Origin of the sequence: Streptomyces sp. JJ36 (genome assembly GCF_021696945.1) — a bacterium.
Lineage (GTDB): Bacteria > Actinomycetota > Actinomycetes > Streptomycetales > Streptomycetaceae > Streptomyces.
On sequence record NZ_JACYHE010000031.1, the window covers coordinates 1 to 21,177 of the forward strand.

Below are 21,177 nucleotides of genomic sequence, written 5' to 3' on the forward strand. Positions count from 1 at the left end.
AGCACGAGACACCTTCCCCTGCGACACCGTGGCCTCACGCGCGTCGCTCACAGCATCACCAGCTTCCGGCGGCGGCACAGAGCGAGGAAGAGCGGTGCGCCGAGGAACGCGGTGATGATGCCGACCTGTACCTCGCCCGGGGAGCCGAGCACCCGGCCGAGCACGTCCGCGCCGACGAGCAGCACCGGCGCGATCAGCATGGAGTACGCCAGCACCCACCGCTGGTCGGGCCCGACGACGAACCGGGCGATGTGCGGCACGGCGAGCCCCACGAAGCCGATCGGCCCGGCCGCGGCGGTCGCGGCACCGCACAGCAGCATGACCGCGGCGCCGCCCAGCGCCCGGGTCCGGCCGACGTTCACCCCCAGGGCACGCCCCACCTGGTCGCCCATCCCCAGGGCGTTGAGTGCGGGGGCGAGCAGCAGCGCGGTCAGCAGCCCCACGGCGATGAACGGCAGGACGACCCACACCACTTCCAGGTAGCGCCCGGAGAGCGACCCCACCGTCCAGAACCGGAACTGGTCGAAGGCCTCCGGATCGAGCAGCAGCACCGCCGAGTTGAAGGCGTAGAGCACCGCGGTCACCGCCGCGCCCGCGACGACCAGCCGGTCGGGGGTGGCGAGGCTGCGCCCCGAGGAGCCCAGCAGGTAGACCACGGCCGAGGCGACGGCCGCCCCCAGGAAGGCGAACCAGACGTAGCCGAGGACCGAGCCGATGCCGAGGAAGGCGATGGCCACCACCACTCCGGCGGAGGCCCCGAGGCTGATGCCGAGCAGCCCGGGGTCGGCGAGCGGATTACGCGTCAGGGCCTGCATCAGCGCGCCGGAGAGGCCGAGCGCCATGCCGACGAGCAGCCCGAGCACGGTGCGGGGGATGCGGTACTGGTGGATGATGATCGAGGTCTCGGTCCCGTCCGGGTTCCACAGCACGCTCCAGGTGGAGGTGAACGGGATGCCGCGGGTGCCGACCCACACGCTGAGCAGCCCGACCAGGAGGAGAGCGCCGAGGGCCAGCAGCAGGCCGGCGCCCCGCAGGGCCGCTCCGGTCCGGCCCGCCCGGGGCGCGGCCGGAGCGGCGGCTGGCCCGGTCCGGCTTCCGGGCGCCGCCTGGGCTTCGACCGACAACGACAACTCCCCCTGGCGGCGGTGCGGATGTCCTGAGAGAAGGTGGGGTACGACCGTGGCGGGCGCACCGGTCACGGCCGGCGACGCCGGACGCGATCAGGACGATCACCACATAATACTTAGGTGAGGCTAACCGAAGGTCCCCGGCCGGTCAACGCACGGACCCCGGCCCGCGGAGGCGCAGGGGCACACCCGCGAGGAACGCCCGGAGGCCCTGGTGACGCACAGCACGACCACTTGATAAGAGTAGCCTTACCTAACTGTCTTCCGACCGTCCGACCACTGTCGCGGAGGGGCCCACACAATGTCCGCTGGAGGACCGACGGGGGCACACGTCCTCCGCAGAGCGATCCGAGGCCAACGACGCCGTGTCGTCGCGGCGTCGTTGCTGGGCATGGCCCATCAGGGCTGCGAGGCCATGGTCCCGGTGGTGATCGGCGCGGCCATCGACTCGGCGGTGGCGACCGGCTCCTCCGGCGCCCTGCTGCGCTGGCTGCTGGTGCTCGCCGGGCTCTTCCTGGTGCTCTCCACCTGCTACCGCACGGGCGCCCGCATCACCGAGGGGGCGGGCGAACACGCCGCCCACCGGCTCCGGCTGGAACTCGGCACCCGGGTGCTCGACCCGCGCGGCGGCGCGGACACCCACCGGCTGCCGGGCGCCCTCACCAGCATCGCCACCAACGACGCCCGCCGGGTGGGCGCCGCGACCACCGTGCTGCCGTACGGGGTCGCGGCGATCGCCGCACTGGTCGTCAGCGCGGTGGCGCTGCTGCGCATCTCCGTGCCGCTCGGCCTGCTCGTGCTGCTCGGCATCCCGCCGCTGCTGTGGCTCGGGCACCGGATCAGCCGGCCGCTGGAGCGGCGCAGCGAGACCGAGCAGGAACGCGCCGCCGACGCCTCCGGCGTCGCCGCGGACCTGGTCTCCGGATTGCGCGTACTCAAGGGCGTCGGCGCCGAGTCGGCCGCCGTCGACCGCTACCGCGGCACCAGCCGGGAATCACTCGGCGCCGCCCTGCGGGCGGCCCGCAGCCGCGCCGGGCACGAGGGCGCGGTCCAGGCGCTGACCGGCGTCTTCATCGCGCTCATCGGGCTGGTGGGCGCGTATCTGGCGATGGACGGCAGCATCAGCGTCGGCGACCTGGTCGCCGCGGTGGGCCTGGCCCAGTTCCTCCTCGGCCCGTTCCAGCTCCTCACCTACGTGAACGCGGAGTTCGCGCAGGGCCGCGCCTCCGCCCGGCGCATCGCGGAGGTGCTGACCGCGCCCGCCGCCCTGGAGAGCGGGACGGACGCGCCCACGGCCCCGGCGGCCGGTCATGTCCGGCTGCGCGGCACCACCCTGGGCGCACTGCACGACGTGCACCTCGACCTGCCGCCCGGCAGCGTCACCGGCGTCGTCGCCCGGGACCCGGCCGCCGCCGAGGACCTGCTGCGCTGCCTGGCCCGGGAGGCCGACCCGGAGGAGGGCGTGATCGAGCTGGACGGCGTGCCGCTGACCGCGCTCGATCCGGACGCGCTGCGCCGCGCGGTCCTGGTCGCCCCGCACGACGCGGACCTCTTCGAGACCAGCCTGCTGGAGAACGTACGGGCCGGGGCCCGCGACGAGTACGGGCACCCCGAGGACGACAGCCCTCCCACCGGAGCCCCCGGCGTCCCTCTCGACGGCGAAACAGCCGGCAGCACGGACGGCAGCCCCGGCCGCCCTCTCGACGGCAGCCCCCACCACGCCGCGGAAGGCGACGCCGTCACCGTCGCCCTGGCCGCCGCGGCGGCGGACGAGGTCGCCCGGCTGCTCCCGGACGGCGCGGACACCGTGCTCGCCGAACGGGGACGCTCGCTCTCCGGCGGCCAGCGCCAACGGGTGGCGCTCGCCCGGGCCCTGGCCGCGGACCGCCCGGTGCTGGTGCTGCACGACCCGACCACCGCCGTGGACACCGTCACCGAGTCGCGGATCGCCGCCCGGCTGCGGGAGGCACGCCGGGGCCGCACCACCGTGCTGGTGACCACCAGCCCCGCGCTGCTCGCGGTGACCGATCGCGTGGTGGTGCTGGAGGACGGCACGGTGACCGCCGACGGGCCGCACGGCGAACTGGTCGCCGCCGACGCGGCGTACCGCGCGGCGGTGCTCTCGTGACGGCCGCGCAGCAGCCGTCCGGGCCGGACCCGGGCGCGGCCCCGGGCGCGGACCCGGAGGCGACACCCGCCGACGCCGCCCCGGCACCGGACACCCCGGCGCCCGGCGCCACGCACAGGACACGAGCGGCGCAGGCGGCGCACGGGACACAGACGACGCAGACAAAAGAGACCATGAGCGGAACCAGCACGGAGCGCCCCATTCTGCCGACCGCCGGCGGCGCCGAGACCAGGGCGGCCCTCCGCGACGTGCTCCGCGGCCACCGGCCGCTGGCCTTCGGGGCGCTCGCGGTGCTGACCGCCGGTACCGGCATCGGCCTGCTGACTGCGCCGCTCCTGGGGCACATCGTCGACCTGGTGGTGCAGGACCGGGGCTCGGGCGCGCTCACGCTGCCGCTGGTGCTGCTGGTCGCCGTCGCCGTCGTCCGCGGCGCGGCCACCGCGGTCGGCAGCTTCCTGGTCGCCCGGCTCGGCGAGACGGTGCTGGCCGCCGTGCGCGAGCAGTTCATCGAACGTGCCCTCCGGCTGCCACTCGAACGGGTCGAGGCGGCCGGCTCGGGCGACCTGGTCTCCCGGGTCACCAGCGACGTCACCATGATCGCCAAGTCGGTGCGGCAGGCGCTTCCGGAGTTCTCCCGTTCCGCCCTGACCATCGTGCTGACGCTCGGCGGGCTCGCCGTGCTGGACTGGCGGTTCCTGCTGGCCGCGCTGCTGGCGATGCCCGTCCAGGTGCTGTCGGTCCGCTGGTACCTGCACCGTGCCGGGCCCGTCTACGCCGAGCACCGGATCGCCACCGGCGCGCTCCAGCACCAACTGCTGGACAGCGTCGGCGGGGTGCGGACGGTACGTGCCTTCCGGCTGAACGACGCGCACACCGCGCTCGTGGACCGGCGTTCGGGGGCGGCGCGGGACCTGGCGCTGCGCGGCATCCACATCGTGACCGGCTTCTTCTCCCGGCTGAACCTCGCGGAGTTCCTCGGGCTCGCCGCTGTGCTGACCACCGGTTTCGTGCTGGTCGGCAACGGCTCGGTGAGCGTCGGTACGGCGACCGCCGCCGCGCTCTACTTCCACAGCCTCTTCAACCCGGTCAACGCCGCGCTGTTCCTGCTGGACGACGCGCACCAGGCCGGTGCGAGCTTCGCCCGCCTGGTCGGCGTCTCGCACCTCCCCGCCGAGCCGCCCGCCGGGGAGCGGACCGCACCCGCCGACGGTTCCGTCACGGTGTCCGCGCTGAGCCACGCGTACGAGGGCGGCCGGCCCGTGCTGCGCGATGTGGAGCTGGAGGTCCGCGACGGGGAGCGGGTGGCGCTGGTGGGTGCCAGCGGGGCCGGGAAGACCACGCTGGCCAAGCTGATCGCCGGGGTGCACCGGCCCACCGCCGGGACCGTCACGCTGGGCGGGGTGGACGCCCGGGAACTGGGCCCGGCCGGGGTGCGCCGGGCGGTGACGCTCATCAGCCAGGAGGTCCACGTGTTCGCCGGTCCGCTGGCGGAGGATCTGCGGCTGGTCCGGCCGGAGGCGACGGACGAGGAACTGCGCACGGCCCTGGAGCGGGTGGGCGCCCTGGGGTGGGTGGACGCGCTGCCCGAGGGCCTGGACACGGTCGTCGGCGAGGGTGGCCACCGGTTGACGGTCTCTCAGGCGCAGCACCTGGCGCTGGCCCGTCTGGTGCTGGCGGATCCGCCCGTCGCCATCCTGGACGAGGCCACGGCCGACGCCGGCAGCGCGGGCGCCCGGGTGCTCGAGGAGGCCGCGCTCCGCGCCCTGGAGGGGCGCACCGGCCTGGTGGTGGCGCACCGGCTGCCCCAGGCGGCGACCGCGGACCGCGTGGTCGTACTGGACCAGGGCCGGGTGGTGGAGACCGGCACCCACGAGGAGCTGGTGGCCGCGGACGGGCCGTACGCGGCGCTCTGGGCCGCCTGGTCGGACAGCCGCCGGGAGCCCGCCGGGAAGGTGCCGCACCCGGCGACCCCCGCCCCCGCCCCGGCCGGCTGACAGCCGGGCGGGGGCGAGGGCGCGGCTACCGGCCAGGCGCGGCTGCCAGCCAGGCGCGGCACCCGCGCCCGCAGCATGAACGCGCCCCAGCAAGGCACCCCTCCCCCCGTAGCCCGCCAAGCAGTGACCGTAACCACCCACCGGCCCGCACCCGGCCTCCGCGGAGGCAATCCCCTCCGCGGAGCCGCACAGCGTCGCGCCGGCGGATGGCCGCACCGCGCGGCCGCCCGCGGCGCGTCCTCCGGGCGCCCGGTGAAGCCGGCTCAGCCCTGCCGGGCCACCAGGCTCGCGGGGCGCAGGTCCGTCCAGTGGGACTCCACATAGTCCAGGCAGGCCTCGCGGGTGTCCTCGCCGAAGACGGTCCGCCACCCGGCGGGAACCTCGGCGAAGGACGGCCAGAGCGAGTGCTGGCCCTCGTCGTTGACCAGGACCAGGAAGCGGCCCTCGGCGTCCTCGAACGGGTTGGTGCTCATCGGTGTCACTCCTCGTGGACGGTGTTCTGGGACGTGGCGGAGGTGGCCGGGCCGGCCGACCCGGCCGACCCGCCGGACCCCGCGGACCCGGTCGGCCCGCCGGAAGCGGCCGGCATGGCGGTGGACAGCTCGGAGAGGGTGCGTCCGGGGTCGGCGGTCGCGGCGCGCAGCAGCGCCTCGATCTCCCCGGCGAGCCGCCGGGCCTTGGCGGTGCCGAGCAGTGCGGTTGCGTAGGTCAGGGCGCAGTGCACCGGCCCGTCGCCGCGCGGCTCGTGGAAGCCGAGGGTGAGGTCCGCCCGTGCCGAGCCGGTCGGCAGGGCCTGGAGGGAGCCCATGCCGCCCTCCAGCCGCTCCAGGTCGGCCTGTTCGTGGTGGATCACCATGACCTGCGGCCCGTGCGGGGAGAGTCCGGCGGCGCGGGCCACTGCGTCGTACGGGACGTCCTGCCCGTCCAGCGCGCTGAGCACGGTCTCCCGTACCCGGGCCAGTAGTTCGGCGAAGGACGGGTCGCCGCCGGTGTCGGTGCGCAGCACCACGGTGTTGAGGAAGCAGCCGACCAGGTCGGCGAGGCGGTCGTCGGTACGGCCGGCGACCATGGTGCCGATCGGCAGGTCGGTGCCCGCTCCGTGCGCGGTGAGCAGGGCGGACAGGGTGGCGTGCAGCACCATGAACATGCTGGTGCCGGTCTCCCGGGCGAGCCGGTCCACGTCGGCGTGCAGCCGCTCGTCCAGCACGAAGCCGACGTGGCCCGCTTCCCCGCCCGGGTGCCGGTCCGCAGGGTGCGGCCGGTCCGTGGGGAGCGCGAGCTCCCGCGGCGCGTCCTGGAGGGTGTGCCGCCAGCGGGTGAGCTGCCGGCCGCCGTGGCTCTCCGGGTCGGCGAGGTCGCCGAGGACCTGGCGGGCCCAGCGGGCGTAGTCGCCGTAGCCGACGGGCAGCGGCTCCCACTCGGGGGCCCGGCCCTCCGTACGGGCGGCGTAGGCCGTGGTGAGGTCGCGGAAGAGCGGGACCACGGACCACTCGTCCGCGGCGAGGTAGTGCAGGGTCAGCAGGACCGCCTGCGCGCCGCCGGGGCCGGTGAGCAGCCGGGCCCGCAGCGGGGCTTCCCGCTCCAGGTCCGGTGTCGCGGCGGCGAGTTCCGCCAGCCGCGCGTCCAGGTCGGCGCACTCCTCCACGGCGAGGGCCGGGGCCTCGGCGGGCCGCCGGAGCAGTTCCCCGTCCCGTTCGGTGAAGGCGGTGCGCAGCGGTGCGTGCCGGGCCGTCACATCGGCGAGCGCCGCGGTCAGCGCCTCCGCGTCCAGTCCGCCCGGGGAGCGCAGCGCCAGCGCGTGGTCGAAACCGGCCCGGCGCCGGTAGGCGTCCCACTGCGGGCGCTGGACGGGCGCCGCCGGCTGTGGCACGCCCTCCTGCTCCGGCTCCGCAGCGGGGCGCAGCGGCGGCCGGGCCGCGGCCGCGCCGTCGAGCTTGCCGGCGAGCCCGGCGACGGTGAGCGCGTCGAACACGTCCCGGATGCTCAGTTCGACGCCGAACTCGGTGCGGATGCGGCCCAGCAGCCGCATGGACGCCATGGAGTGGCCGCCGAGCGCGAAGAAGTTGTCGTGCACGCCGACGCTCTCCAGCCGCAGGATCTCGCAGAACAGCTCCGCGAGCCGGGCCTGGGTGGGGGTGGCCGGGCGGGCGTCGCCGGTCATGGCGGACCAGTCCGGCGCGGGCAGCGCCTTGCGGTCCAGCTTGCCGTTGGGCGTGAGCGGCAGCGGGCCGTCCAGCGGTACGACGAGCGCGGGCACCATGTACTCCGGCAGCACCCCGGCGACGTGGGCGCGCAGCTCCTGCGGGTCGAGGGGCCCGTCCTCGGGCACGGCGTAGCCGGTCAGGCGGACGATGTCGCCGTCGCGGTCGGGCACCACGGCGGCCTGGGCGACGGCGGGGTGCCCGGCGAGGGCGGCCTCGATCTCGCCCAGTTCGATCCGGAAGCCGCGGACCTTCACCTGGGTGTCGGCGCGGCCGAGGAAGTCCAGGTTGCCGTCCGGGCGCCAGCGGGCGCGGTCGCCGGTGCGGTACATGCGGCTGCCGGGCGGCCCGTACGGGTCGGCCAGGAACCGTTCCGCGGTCAGCCCCGCCCGGCCGAGGTAGCCGCGGGCGAGGCCGCGCCCGGCGACGTACAGTTCGCCGGTCACGCCTGGCGGGACCGGGCGCAGGCGCTCGTCCAGCACGTAGCAGCGGGTGTTGGGGTCGGGCCGGCCGATGGGGGCGCGGCCCGGGGCGCGGCCGCCGTGTTCGCGGGCCACCCACAGCGTGGAGTTGACGGTGGCCTCGGTGAGTCCGTACGCGCAGACGAGGTTCGCCGCGGCGAAGCGCGCGAAGAGGTCCGGCGGCACGGTCTCGGTGCCGACCAGCACGGTCGCGTCAGCGGGGAGTTCGCAGCCCGGCGGCAGCGCCGACACCAGTGACGGCGGCAGGATCATGTGGGTGATCGCCTGCTCCGCGAGGAAACCGGTGAGGGCCGGCCCGGCGACCCGGGCCTCCTCGGGGATCAGCACCAGCCGGCCGCCGTGGCACAGCGCCATGGACAGCTCGAAGACGAAGACGTCGAAGCCGGTGGAGGCGAACTGCAGCACCCGGCTGTCGCGTTCCAGGCCCATCCGGTCGACCGCGGTGGCGACCAGGCTGGCGACGCCCTCGTGCGGCACCACGACGCCCTTGGGGCGGCCGGTGGAGCCGGAGGTGTAGATCACGTAGGCGGCCGCGTCCAGGGCGGGCGCCGGTCCGGCCGGCGGCGTGGCGGGCAGGGCGTCCAGCTCGGCGGCGGTCTCCGGGGCGTCGAGCAGCACCAGGGGCACCCCGGCGGCCGCGGGGATCTTCCCGGCCACCGGTTCGGTGCCGACGACCAGCGCCGCGCCGGAGTCCTCGATCATGTAGGCGAGCCGGTCGGCCGGGTGCACCAGGTCGAGCGGCAGGAAGGCGGCGCCCAGCTTCATCGCGGCGAGCACGGTGGCGACGGTGTCCACCGAGCGCGGCACGGCCACGCCCACCACGCTCTCGGTGCCCACGCCGCGGGCGGCGAGCAGCCGGGCGATGCGGTTCGCGCGGGCGTCGAGCTGCCCGTAGGAGACCGTGCGTCCCCGGTCCACCACGGCCGGGGCGTCCGGCCGTTCGGCGAGCCGCCGGGCGAACAGGCCCGTCAGGGTGTCCTCGTCGACGGTGCGCGGGGTGCCGTTGAAGTCCTCCAGGACCAGCCGCCGCTCCTCGGGCGCGAGGATCTCCGCCTGCGAGACGGGCCGTCCGGGCGCGGCGGCGAGCGCCGCGACCAGCCGGCGGAGCCGGTCGCCGAGCCGTTCGGCGGTCTCCGGGTCGAACAGTTCGGTGGCGTACTCCAGGCGGCAGTGGAGGGAGCCGCCGTGGGCGTCGGTGCCGTCCGCGCCGCCGGTGCCGCCTTCGGCGGCGAGCTGCTCGGTGAAGCTGAACACCAGGTCGAACTTGGCGGAGCGGGTGCGGAAGGGCACGTACTCGGCGCGCAGCCCGGGGAGTTCCGGGCCGTCGCCGGTGCGGGCGTGGTAGCCGACCATCACCTGGAAGAGCGGGTTCCGGGAGAGTGAGCGTGTCGGGTTGAGCTCCTCGACCACGGACTCGAACGGCACGTCGGCGTGCGAGAACGCGGCCAGGTCGGTCTCCCGCGCCCGGGCCAGCAGCTCGGTGAAGGAGGGGTCGCCGGACAGGTCGGTGCGGAGCACGAGCGTGTTGACGAAGAAGCCGACCAGGTCGTCCAGGGCCTCGTCGCTCCGCCCGGCGATGGGCGCGCCGAGCGGGATGTCCGTGCCGGCGCCCAGCCGGTGCAGCAGCGCGGCCACGGCCGCGTGCACCACCATGAACATGCTGGCGCCGGTCTCCCGGGCGAGCCGTTGCAGCCCGCGGTGGACCTCGGGGCCGAACTCGACGTCCAGATCGGCGCCGGAGAACGCCGGGCGGGCGGGCCGCGGCCGGTCGGCCGGCAGCTCCAGCTCCTCGGGGGCGCCCTCCAGCGTGCCGCGCCAGTGGGCGAGCTGCCGGGCGGCCAGGCTGCCCGGGTCGGCGGGGTCGCCGAGCAGCCGCTGCTGCCAGAGCGCGTAGTCCGCGTACTGCACGGGCAGCGGCTCCCAGCCGGGCGCGGTGCCGGCGCGGCGTGCGGCGTACGCGGCGGACAGGTCGCGCAGGAACGGCCGGTCGGACCACTCGTCGGTGGTGATGTGGTGCAGCAGCAGGACCGCCACGTGGTCCTCCGGGCCGACCCGCACCAGCGTGGCCCGCAGCGGGAGTTCGGCGGCCAGGTCGAACGGGCGGTTCACCGCCAGGTCGACGATGCCGGGCACCTCCTCCTCGGCGGCCTCCAGGACCTCCACCTCGGGCCGGGCCTCCCCGGCGGGCAGCACCCGCTGGTACGCCTGGCCGTCGCGCTCGGCGAAGACCGTGCGCAGCGCCTCGTGACGGTCCGCCACATCGGCGAGCGCGGCGCGCCACGCCTCGGTGTCCAGCGGGCCGCGCAGCCGCATGACCAGCGGGAAGTTGTACGCGGCCGAGGTGCACTCGATCTGCTGGATGACCCACAGCCGCTGCTGGGCGTGGGAGAGCGGCAGTTCCGCGGGGCGTTCCCCGGCGCTGAGCGCGGGCCGGGCGGCGCGGCCCGTACGGGCGGCGCGCTCCACCAGCTCGGCGACCGTGGGCGCCTCGAAGAGGTCGCGGATCGCCAGCTCCGTGCCGAGCGCGGTGCGGGCCCTGCTGACCAGCCGGGTGGCCAGCAGCGAGTGGCCGCCGAGCGCGAAGAAGTCGCCGTCGATCCCCACGCTGCCCGCGGGCAGGTCCAGCACCTCGGTGAAGAGCCCGCAGAGCGTCTTCTCCTCCGGGGTGCGCGGCGGGCGGCCGGCTCCGGCCGCCCCGAAGTCCGGGGCGGGCAGCGCCCGGACGTCCAGCTTGCCGTTGACGGTCAGCGGCAGCGTCTCCACGGGCGTCAGGGCGGCGGGCACCATGTAGTCCGGCAGCCCGGCCTTCAGGTGGTCGCGGAGCCGCCGCACCAGTTCCTCACCCGGCTCCACACCGTCCTCCGGGACGACGTACCCGGCCAGGGCCTTGCCTCCCGGGCGGGCGGCCGCGACCACGGCGGCGTGCGCCACGTCGGGATGGCGGGCGAGGACCGCGGAGACCTCGGCGGGCTCGACCCGGTAGCCGCGGATCTTGACCTGGTCGTCGGTGCGGCCGAGGAAGTCCAGCAGCCCGTCGGGGCGCTGCCGCACCAGGTCGCCCGTGCGGTACATCCGCTCGCCGGGCTCCCCGAACGGGTCGGCGACGAACCGCTCGGCGGTCAGCCCCGGCCGGTCGTGGTAACCGCGGGCGAGCCCGGTGCCGGCGATGTAGAGCTCGCCGGGCGAACCCGGCGGGACCGGCCGCAGCATCGCGTCCAGCACATAGGCCCGGGTGTTGCGGATGGGCCGGCCGACGGTGGGTGTGGCGCTGTCGGTGGTGGAGCCGCCGAGGGTGTTGATCGTGTACTCGGTCGGGCCGTAGAGGTTGTAGCCGTAGGTGCCCTCGGTGTCGCGCAGCACGCTCCACACGGTGCCGGAGACGGCCTCGCCACCCAGCAGGACCAGTGCGGGGCGGTGCCGACCGGCGCCTTGCGGGGCGCCGGCGGCGTCCTCGGGACGCCCCTGCTCCAGCAGCCCCTCCTCGACGAGGAGCTGGGCGTAGGTCGGCGTCACGTTGACCACGTCGACCCGGTGCCGGTCGCAGTAGGCCACCAGCGCGGCGGCGTCCCGGCGCAGCTCCTCGTCGCAGACGTGCACCTCGTGGCCCTCGACGAGCCAGAGCAGCTCCTCCCAGGACATGTCGAAGGAGAAGGAGACGGTGTGCGCGATGCGCAGCCGCCGCCCGCCGGCCGCCGCGATGGCCGGGTCGAAGATCTCCTTCTGGTGGTTGAGCTGCATGTTCGTCAGCCCGCGGTACGGGGTGACGACGCCCTTGGGGCGGCCGGTGGAGCCGGAGGTGTAGATGACGTACGCGGGATGCTCCAGCCTCCCCGGCAGGCCGCGGGCGAAGCGGGGCCGCTCGGCGTCGGCGAGGTCGCCGCCCGGGAGGGCCGCCAGCTCCGCGGTGAGGTCCGGGTCGTCCAGCAGGACCTCCGGTGCGAGCGGCCCGTCCTCCCCGTGCAGGGCGGGGGCGACGGCGCGGGTGGAGACCAGGCACAGCGGCCCGGTGTCCGCCAGCATCAGCCGCAGCCGGTCGGCGGGGTGGTCGAGGTCGAGCGGCAGATAGGCGGCACCGGTGCGGAGCACGGCGAAGAGCGCGGCCACCGTCTCCACGGACCGCGGCAGCGCGAGCGCCACCACCCGCTCCGGGCCCGCACCCCGGGCGAGCAGCAGCCGGGCGAGCCGGTTGATCCGCGCGTCCAGCTCGGCGTAGGTGAGGGACTGCTCCCCGCACACCAGCGCCACCGCGTCCGGCGTACGGGCCGCCTGGTCGGCTAGCAGGTCGGCGATCGTGTCGTCCGGCACCGGCTCCCGGCTGGTCTCCCAGCCGGCGCGCAGCGCGGCGCGTTCGTGCGGCAGCAGCAGATCGACACCGACCGTACGGGCGGCGGCCGGGCGGTCGCCCGTACGGGAGGCCGCACCGCCGTCGCCGCCGTCCTCACCGCCGTCGCCGCCGTCGCCGAGGGCGTCCGCCAGCCGCTCCAGCACGGTGGTGAAGCGGGCGAGGACGGCCCGCGCCTGCTCCGCGCCGAACACGTCGGGCCGGGCGGCCAGGGTCACCCGCAGCCGGGTGTCCGGCGTGACGATCAGGGTGAGCGGGAAGTGCGTGCCGTCCACGTTGGACACCCCGGTGACGCCGTGCCGCTCCCGGAGCGCGCCGGCCCGGTCCTCGCCGTCGGCGGCCCGCAGCACGAACAGGGTGTCGAAGAGCCGGCGGTGGCCCGTCTCCTGCTGGAGGGTGCCGAGTCCCACGTACTCGTACGGCATCACGGCAGCCCGCTCGGACTGCATCCGCCGCAGCAGGGCGGGCAGCGGCTCCTCCGGGGAGAAGGCGACCCGGGCCGGCACGGTGTTGAGGAACATGCCGATGATGCCGGCCACCTGCGGCACCTCCGCGGGGCGCCCGGCGACCGCGGTGCCGAAGGCGACGTCGTCGCGGCCGGTGAGGGCGGAGAGCACCATGCCCCAGGCCGCGTTCAGCACGGTGTTGAGGGTGAGTCCGTGCCGGCGGGCGAGGGCGCGCAGCCGGTCGCTGGTCTCCGCGGTGAGCTCCGCGTCGTGGTCCTCCGGGATCACCGGGCCGGTGTCCCGGCCGGACGGCGCGACCAGGGTCGGCTCGTCGAAGCCGGAGAGCGCCCGGCGCCAGGCCTCCACGGCGGCCGTGGTGTCCTGGCGGTCCAGCCAGGCCAGATAGTCCCGGTAGGAACCGGGTGCGGGCAGGCCCGCGGGGTCGCCGTTCCGCTCGTACAGCGCCAGCAGCTCCTCCAGGAACAGCCAGGCGGACCAGCCGTCCCAGAGGATCAGGTGGTGGGTCACGACCAGCCGGTCCCGGCCGTCGCCGAGCCGGATCAGCAGCAGCCGGCACAGCGGTGCCGCGGTCAGGTCGAAGCGGCGCCGGCGGTCGGCCGCCAGCAGCTCCTCGGTACGGGCCCGCTGCTCCTCGGCGGGCAGGCCGGAGAGGTCCGCCTCCTCCAGCGGGATCTCCGCGTCCGCCACGATGAACTGCACCGGGCGGGGCAGGCCGTCGCTGCTGAAACCGGCCCGCAGCCCGGTGTTGCGCTCCAGCAGGGTGCGGCAGGCGGCCCGCAGACGGCCGGCGTCGACCCGCCGGTCGAAGTCCAGGGTCTCCTGGGAGAGATAGACGTCGAGGGCGTCGCCGGCGTCGTAGGTGGCGTGGAAGTACATGCCCTCCTGGAGCGGGGAGAGCGGCCAGACGTCCGCGACCGGACGCCCGGCGACGGCCGCCACCCGCGCGGTCTCCTCCGCGGTCAGCTCCAGGCCGCCCAGCGGGGGGAGGGCCGCTGGGGCGGCCCCGGCAACGGGCTCGGGTGCGGCGTGCCCGCGGCCGTCCGCGGAGGCGTGCCCCCGGGCCTGCCCAAGCCCGCCCGAGGACGCACCGTCCACGGCGCTCCCGGGCCCGTCCGCAGAGACACGCCCCCGCGCACGCCCGGCGGCACTCACCGGTGACGCGCCGGACGCGCCGGGCGCGTCACCGCCCCGGGCGTGCCCGGGGGCGCCCGGGGAGGCGGTCCCGGGGGCGTCCGCAACGGCGCTCCCCGAGGCGTGTCCGGGACCGTCCGTGGTGGCGTGCCCCTCAGCGCCTGCGGACGCGTCCGGGAAGGCGTTGCCCCGGGCGTGCCCCGAGCCGTCTGCGGGGGCGTGTCCGGGTGCGTTCCCGGAGGCGTCCGGCGCGGGCTGCGGCGCGGACGCCCGGTCGGTTCCGGCGGCGGCGGTGAGGCGGCCGAGGAGCGCGCGCAGCGCGGGGTCGGCCTCGCCGCCCCGCCGGCCGTCGAGCAGTGCCTGCAGCGCCGCGGCGGCCTCCCCGGCCTCCGCGGCGGAGACGGTCACGCCCCCGGCGTCCGGAGCGGCGGACGGAGCCCCGTCCCCGGCGTCCTGCGGAGCCTCCGCCGGGCCCGAAGCGTCTCCCGCGGTGGCTCCGGCACCTCCGGAGGAGCCGCCCTCCGCACCCGCCGCGGCGCCGGCGGAACGGGGCCCGGAGTGCCCGGAAGGGGCCTCCGCCGACGCGGTGCCGACGAGCGGAGCGCGGGTGCCCGCGGCCCCGGCGACCGGTTCGGCCGCCTCGCCCCCGGCGCCCGTGGGCACCGCACCCGCCGCCGCGGCGAGCGCGGCCGGCGTACGGCACTCGAACACCTCGCGCGGGCCGAGGGCCAGCCCCCGCTCCCGGGCGCGGGTGGCCACGGCGATCGAGGTGAGGCTGTCGCCGCCCAGCACGAAGAAGTCGTCGTCGGCACCGACCCCTTCGACGCCCAGCACCTCGGTGAAGATCGCGCACAGGGCCCGTTCCCGCTCGTCGCGCGGGGCCCGGCCGCCCTCCCGTGGCGCCGCCTCGGGGACGGGCAGGGCGTTCTGGTCCAGCTTGCCGCTGGGCGTCAGCGGCAGCGCGTCGAGGGCCACCACCGCCCCCGGCACCATGGTGTCCGGCAGGGCGCCGGCGAGCGCGGCGCGCAGCGCGCCGGTGTCCGGGGCGTCGGCGCCGGGGGCGGGCACGACGTACCCGACGAGCGCACCGTCGCGGACGACCACCGCTGCACGGGCGACCCCGGGCTGCGCCGCGAGGGCGGCCTCGATCTCGCCCGGTTCGACGCGGTTGCCGCGGATCTTCACCTGCCGGTCGGTGCGGCCCAGGTACTCCAGGGCGCCGTCGGCGCGGCGCCGCACCAGGTCGCCGGTGCGGTACATGCGGCTGCCGGGCGGTCCGAACGGGTCGGCCACGAAGCGTTCCGCGGTCAGTCCCGGCCGGTCGTGGTAGCCGCGGGCGAGCTGGACGCCGGCGAGGTGGAGCTCGCCGGGCACCCCGTCCGGCACCGGCCGCAGGAAGGGGTCCAGCACGTGCAGCCGGGTGTTCCACACCGGCCGGCCGATCGGCACGGTGGACCCGGTGGGCTCGGGGCCGCCCTCGTAGGGGTGGTAGGTGACGTCCACGGCCGCCTCGGTGGGCCCGTAGAGGTTGTGCAGCGGCACCGGGCCGGTGCCGGAGCGGGCGGTCAGTTCCGCCCAGCTCCGGGCGTCCGCGCCGGTCAGCGCCTCGCCGCTGCAGAACACCCGGCGCAGGCTGGCCGCCCACGCGGCGGACTCGCCGCGCTGGGCCTGCACGAAGGCGGCCAGCATGGACGGCACGAAGTGCAGCGTGGTGATCCGCTGTTCGCGGATGAGCCCGGCCAGGTACGCCGGGTCGCGGTGGCCGTGCGGGCGGGCGAGCACCACGGCCGCCCCCCGGGTCAGCGCCCAGAAGAACTCCCATACGGAGACGTCGAAGCTGGACGGGGTCTTCTGGAGTACCCGGTCGTCCGCGGCGAGACCGTAGGCGCCCTGCATCCAGGCGAGCCGGTTGACGATCGCCCGGTGGGTGACGGCGACGCCCTTGGGGCGGCCGGTGGAGCCGGAGGTGTAGATCAGGTACGCCGGGTGGTCCGGGCCTGCCTGCGGCGTGCCCTCCGCGCCGGGGCGCACTCGCCGGTCGGTGTCCTCGCCCGGTGCCTGCACCGGCTGCGCCTGCTCGTGGCGCGGCTCGCGCGGGTCCTCCTCGCCGTCCAGGAGCACCCGGTCCGGCCCGGGCACCCCGGGCAGCCGCTCGGCGGCCTCCGCGGTGGTGACGACCGTCCGCGCGCCGGAGTCGCGCAGCATGAACGCCACCCGGTCGGCCGGGTAGTCCAGGTCGACGGGCAGATACGCGGCCCCGGACTTGAGGACGCCGAGCAGCGCCACCATCAGCTCCGCGGAGCGCGGCACCGCGACCGCGACGTACCGTTCGGGGCCCGCACCCCGCGCCCGCAGCCGCCTGGCCAGGGCCTCGGCCCGCCGGTCCAGTTCGGCGTAGGTCAGCGTGCTGCCCTCGAAGACCACGGCGGTGGCCTCCGGGGTGCGCGCCGTCTGGGCGGCGACGAGCGAGGCCAGGGTGGCCTCGGGGACCGGCCGGTCGGTGGTGTTCAGCTCCGCGAGGTGCTGCCGCTCCCGCTCGGAGAGCAGGCCGGTGCGGGCGACCGGGCGGCCGGGGTCGGTCACCAGCGTCCGCAGCAGCGACAGGAAGCGCTTGGCGAGCACGGCGACGGTCACGTGGTCCAGCCGCGCCGCGTCGTGCTTGAAGCGCAGCAGCAGCCGGCCGTCGTCCGGCTCCACGACGAGCGCCAGCGGGTAGTGCACGGCGTCGAACACCTCGGTGCCGGTGAGGCGCAGCCCTCCGGGCTCCCGGCCGGAGCCCGGGTCGGCGGCGGGCTGGTTCTCGAACACCACCAGGGTGTCGAAGAGTTCCCCGCCGCCGGCGAGCCGCTGGATGTCGGCGAGGCCCAGGTGCTGGTGGTCCAGGAGCGCGGCCTGCTCGTCCTGGACGCGCCGCAGCAGCCCGGTGAGCGACTCGCCGGGGCGCAGGACGACCCGGGCCGGGACGGTGTTGATGAACAGGCCGACGGCCGCGTCCAGTCCCTCGACCTCGGTGGTCCGCCCGGAGACGGTGGTACCGAAGACGACGTCCTCGCTGCCGGTGAGCCCGCCCAGCAGCAGGCCCCACAGGCCGTGCACGACGGTGCTCAGGGTGAGGCCCTCGGCGCGGGCGTACGCCGTCAGGCCCGCGGCGAGGTCCTCGGGCAGCCGGGTGTCGACCCGCTCGGGGCGCGCCGGTGCGCCCGCCCCGCCGCCGGGGACGGCAGCGGAGCCGGAGGCGGAGAGCGCGGGAAGCCGGGTGGGCCCGTCCAGGCCGGCCAGCGCCCGCCGCCAGGCGTCGCGCGCGGCCTCCCGGTCCCGGCCGGCCAGCCAGGAGAGGTAGGCGTACGGGTCGGGGGCCTGCGGCAGTTCCTCGTCCCGGTAGGCGGCGGTCAGCTCCCGCAGCAGGACGGAGACCGACCAGCCGTCGGCGACGATGTGATGCAGGGTCAGCAGCAGGCGGTGGCGCGCTCCGTCCCGCAGCAGGGCGGCGCGCAGCAGCGGCGGCCGGGCGAGGTCGAACGGCTCGTCCCGGTCGGCACGGAGCACCTCCTCCAGCGGCGTGACGCTCAGGTCGGTCTCCCGCCAGGGCAGCGTCACCTCCTCCGGGAGCCGCTGCACGACCTCGCCGCCGGGGAGCTGGCGGAAGGAGGCCCGCAGCAGCGGGTGCCGGTCGAGGAGGCGCTGGAGCGCGCGGCGCAGCCGGCCGGGGTCCACGGTCCCGTCCAGGTCCAGCAGTTCCTGCACCACGTACGCGTCGGCGGAGGCCGGCTCCCCGGTGCTGTGCCCGGCGTGCCCGGCGTCGTATGCGGCGTGGAAGAAGAAGCCCTCCTGGAGCGGGGAGACCGGGAGCGCGTCGGGGTCGAGCTCCGCCCGGGGCGCCCGGGCGGGCGCGGGCCCGGCGGGGCCGGCCTCGGCCACGGTGCGGGCGAGCGCCGCCACGGTCCGCTGCCGGAAGACGTCGCGCGGGGTGAGCGCGAACCCCGCCGCGCGGGCGCGGTTCACGAGCTGGAGGGCGACGATGCTGTCGCCGCCGAGCTCGAAGAAGCTGTCGTGGACGCCGACCGAGGGCAGGCCGAGCACCTCGGCGACGAGCCCGGCGAGCGCGGACTCCTCCGGGGTGGCCGGCGCGTCGGCGCCGCTCAGCGCCGTCCAGCGGGGCTCGGGCAGGGCGCGGCGGTCGAGCTTGCCGTTGGGCGTCAGCGGGAGCGGGCCGCCGAGCACCACCACCGCGGACGGCACCATGTGGTCCGGCAGGGCCTCCGCCACCCGGGCGCGGGCGGCCGCCACCACGGCGTCGGCCCCGCCCGGCCCGGCGGTCCGGCCCGGCTCGGCGGTCCGGCCCGGCTCGCCGGTTGCGCCCGCGGTGGGCTCCGGCGTCCCGGGCTGCACGGGCCCCGCGGCCGCGCCGCTCTCCCCCGGCGCCGCGGTCCCCGCGTCCGCCCCGGGCACGAGATAGGCCACCAGCCGCTTGACGCCCCGGTGGTCGTCGCGCGCCAGGACGGCCGCCTGGACGATGCCGGGACAGGCCATGAAGGCGCTCTCGACCTCGCCGGGCTCGATGCGGTGACCGCGGACCTTGAGCTGGCCGTCCGCGCGGCCCAGGAACTCCAGGTCGCCCTCGGCGTCCCAGCGGACCCGGTCGCCGGTGCGGTACATGCGGCTGCCGGGCGGCCCGTACGGGTCGGCCACGAACCGCTCCGCGGTCAGCCCCGCCCGTCCCAGGTAGCCGCGCGCCAGGCCGCGCCCGGCGACGTACAGCTCGCCCTCGGCGCCGGCCGGCACCGGCCGCAGCGCCGCGTCGAGCACGTAGCAGCGGGTGTTCGGGTCGGGCCGGCCGATGGGGGCGGGCCCGGGCCGGTCCGGGTCGGCTCGCCAGAGGGTGGAGTTGACGCTCGCCTCGGTGAGCCCGTAGGCGACGACCACGCGGAGCCGCCCCGCCCAGCGGGCGATCAGCTCGCTCGGCACCGCCTCGGTGCCGACCACCAGCACGGCGCCCTCGGGCAGCTCGCACTCCTGCGGCAGCGCGGAGACCAGCGACGGCGGCAGGATCATGTGAGTGGCGCGGTGCTCCGTGAGGTACGTGGTGAGCGCGGGCCCGGCGACGCGGCGCTCGGTGGGGACGAGGACGATCCGGCCGCCCACGCACAGCGACATGATCAGGTCCCAGACGGCCACGTCGAAGCCGACGGAGGCGAACTGCACCACGCGGCTGCCGGAGTCGACGCCCAGCCGGTCGGTGGCGGTGGCGATGAGGCTGCCGACGCCGTCGTGGGAGACGACGACGCCCTTCGGGCGGCCGGTGGAGCCGGAGGTGTAGATGACGTACGCGGCGTCGTCCAGGGCGACCGGCACCCCGGGGTCGGTGTCCGGCTGCGCGGCCCGGGCCTCCGCGACGTCCGGGTCGTCGAGCAGCAGGCGGGTGACGCCGGGGGTGTCCGGAAGGGCGCCGTCGTACTCCCGCACGGTGAGGACGGTCCGGGCGCCGGCGTCGGCGAGCATGTAGGCGATCCGGTCGCGGGGGTGGTCGGCGTCCAGCGGCAGGTAGGCGGCGCCGGACTTCAGCACCGCGAGCAGCGCCACCACCAGCTCCGGGGTGCGGGGCAGCGCCACGCCGACCACGCTGCCGCTGCCCGCGCCGCGGTCCACGAGCAGCCGGGCGAGCCGGTTGGCCTCCGCGTCGAGCCGGGCGTAGGTCAGTTCGCGGTCCTCGTACGCGAGGGCGACGGCGTCCGGCGTACGGGCGACCTGCGCGGCGAAGGCGGCGGGCCAGGAGAGTTCGGGGACCTCGCGTGGCGCGGTGCCGAACTCCTCCAGCAGACGGGCGCGCTCGGCGGCGGAGGTGAGGTCGAGGCGGCCGAGGGGGCGGTCCGGGTCGGTGGTGAGGGCGAGCAGCAGGGCGCGGAGGCGCCGCTCGTGGTCGCGCAGGGTCTCCGGGTCGCAGGCGCCGGCGTCCGCGTCGAGGTGCAGGCGCACGCCGTCGCCGCCGCGGCCGTCGGAGAAGGTCACGGCCAGGTCGTGGACGGGGCCCAGCCACTCCGGGTGCAGGTCGAACTCGTGGTCGGCGAAGCGTACGCCCCGGGGCCGGGGCAGCACGTTCACGGTGGGGCCGGTCAGCCCGGGCACGCCGTCCGCCACGCCCAGTTCCCGGGCCAGGTCCTCGGCACGGTGACGCCCGTGCTCCACCGCCTCCTCCACGCCGTCGCGGACCGCGGCCACCAGCTCCGCGCCGGTGGTGGCGGGGCGTACGGTCAGGCGCAGCGGGACGATGTTGGAGACCATGCCGGGTACGCGCGCGGACACCGCGTCCCGGCGGGCGGCGACGGGCAGCCCGAGCACCAGGTCCTGCTCGCCGGAGACCCGGTGCAGGTAGGCGGCCACGGCGGCGATCAGCACCCGGGACGGCCGTACGCCGGCGCGCTCGGCGGCGGACCGCAGCGCGGCGAGTTCCTCGCCGGTCAGGTCGGCGGTGCGCCGCAGGCGGCGGGTGGTGGGCGCCGCGGGGCGCTCGACGAGGCGTACGGGCTCGGGCCGGCCGGCCATCCGCTCCCGCCACCAGGCGCGGTCCGCGTCGTGCTGCGGGGAGGCGCGGTAGGCCCGGTCGGCCTCGACCAGGTCGCGCAGGGACCAGTCAGGGGGTTCCGGGGCGTCCGCGTCCTGCACGGCCGCGGTGTAGAGCTCGCCGGCCCGGCGGGTGAGCAGGGCGACGCCCATGCCGTCCAGCACGATGTGGTGGTAGCGCTGGTACCACCAGACCCGGTCGTCGGCGAGCCGCAGCAGCGCCTGGGCGAAGAGCGGGCCGGCGGCGAGGTCCACGGGGCGGTCGCGTTCCTCCGCCGTCCACGCGGCGGCAACCTGCTCGGGGTCCGCGGCGTCGCGCAGGTCGACGACGGGGACCGCGCAGGGGGCGGGGGCGGGCGTCTGCCGCGGGGCGCCGTCCTCCTCGGAGAACGCCACCTGGAGGCATGCGGCCTCCTCCACGGTCTGCCGGACGGCGGCGGCGAGGCGGTCGAGGTCGACCGCGCCGCGGAGTTCCAGGGCGAACACGATGTTGAAGGCGGAGCTGTCCGGCTCGATCCGCTGGGCGAGCCAGACGCCGGATTGCCCGCCGGTGACGGGTATCCCGGAGGCGGGGGTCCGGTCCGACGCGACGTCACACATCGTTGGCAGTGGCCTTTCCCTGGTGGTCCGTGGGGTGGTGTCGTTCCGCCCGGCCGGTGCGCGGGCCGGGCGGCGGCGGGGGCCGCCGCGGCAGGCGGACCGGGCGGCGGCGTGGCGGCTTCCGCTGCACGCCGCCGCCCGGTCACC

5 protein-coding genes are annotated in these 21,177 nt (G+C 76.7%); 2 read left to right on the top strand and 3 right to left on the bottom strand.

The window, feature by feature from the left end; translation table 11 throughout:
- Window positions 1-47: 47 nt before the first annotated feature.
- Window positions 48-1,124, bottom strand: a complete 1,077-nt coding sequence (locus HOY81_RS14220; RefSeq protein ID WP_237320717.1) for an iron ABC transporter permease — start codon at window positions 1,122-1,124, stop codon at window positions 48-50.
- Window positions 1,125-1,428: 304 nt separating this feature from the next.
- On the opposite strand from HOY81_RS14220, the gene HOY81_RS14225 reads away from it, so the two are divergent.
- Together HOY81_RS14225 and HOY81_RS14230 are read left to right on the top strand one after the other, a co-directional pair.
- Window positions 1,429-3,255 (top strand): ABC transporter ATP-binding protein, encoded by a 1,827-nt coding sequence (locus HOY81_RS14225; RefSeq protein WP_237320718.1) that lies wholly within the window; start codon window positions 1,429-1,431, stop codon window positions 3,253-3,255.
- A 173-nt stretch (window positions 3,256-3,428) separates the two neighbouring features.
- Entirely contained in the window at window positions 3,429-5,249 is a 1,821-nt protein-coding gene (locus HOY81_RS14230; protein ID WP_237320719.1) for an ABC transporter ATP-binding protein, read from the top strand.
- Between the two features lie 263 nt (window positions 5,250-5,512).
- Here the strand turns inward: HOY81_RS14230 and HOY81_RS14235 are convergent, their stop codons facing one another.
- A complete protein-coding gene (locus HOY81_RS14235) occupies window positions 5,513-5,722 on the bottom strand; it encodes an MbtH family protein (protein ID WP_237320720.1) in 210 nt (69 codons plus the stop codon).
- Between the two features lie 5 nt (window positions 5,723-5,727).
- Window positions 5,728-21,030, bottom strand: a complete 15,303-nt coding sequence (locus HOY81_RS14240) for a non-ribosomal peptide synthetase (protein WP_237320721.1) — start codon at window positions 21,028-21,030, stop codon at window positions 5,728-5,730.
- Between the last annotated feature and the right edge of the window lie 147 nt (window positions 21,031-21,177).

Excerpts from the sequence above, each read along its gene's own strand:
- HOY81_RS14225 (WP_237320718.1), top strand. The coding sequence starts at position 1,429 with ATGTCCGCTGGAGGACCGACGGGGGCACACGTCCTCCGCAGAGCGATC.
- HOY81_RS14230 (WP_237320719.1), top strand. The coding sequence starts at position 3,429 with ATGAGCGGAACCAGCACGGAGCGCCCCATTCTGCCGACCGCCGGCGGC.
- HOY81_RS14235 (WP_237320720.1), bottom strand. The coding sequence starts at position 5,722 with ATGAGCACCAACCCGTTCGAGGACGCCGAGGGCCGCTTCCTGGTCCTG.
- HOY81_RS14240 (WP_237320721.1), bottom strand. The coding sequence starts at position 21,030 with ATGTGTGACGTCGCGTCGGACCGGACCCCCGCCTCCGGGATACCCGTC.